The 260-nt window shown below is 48.1% G+C and carries 1 pseudogene; it reads left to right on the top strand.

From position 1 onward, the window contains the following. Positions 1–260: pseudogene (locus FDX22_RS30140) on the top strand (autotransporter domain-containing protein); the annotation flags it as partial.

The following is a 260-nucleotide window of genomic DNA, read 5'->3' as shown; positions in this document are numbered from 1 at the left end:
GTAGCCTTTGCTAATGGTCAGCAGTCTGTTACTGCTCGCTCTGGTGCATATAATTACGATGCCACGATTGATTCAACAACAAATACTGATAAAACCATAGCATCTCAAAACCTGACAGCAGACGCAGCAACCACTACCACAGCCAGCGTAACCATGGCTAAAGCTGGTCTGGCAAGTGATGTTCAGGGCGCTATTGCTGGCCTGGATGCGGCCAAACAGTCCAGCGATGTTATTGCTTCAGATATTGCAGCTCACATGGA

The sequence above is a fragment of the Citrobacter sp. TBCS-14 genome (assembly GCF_005280805.1).
Classification (GTDB): Bacteria; Pseudomonadota; Gammaproteobacteria; order Enterobacterales; family Enterobacteriaceae; genus Citrobacter; species Citrobacter gillenii.
The sequence above is the reverse complement of the archived record's forward strand: the minus strand, read 5'-3'. Positions and strand labels throughout refer to the sequence as shown.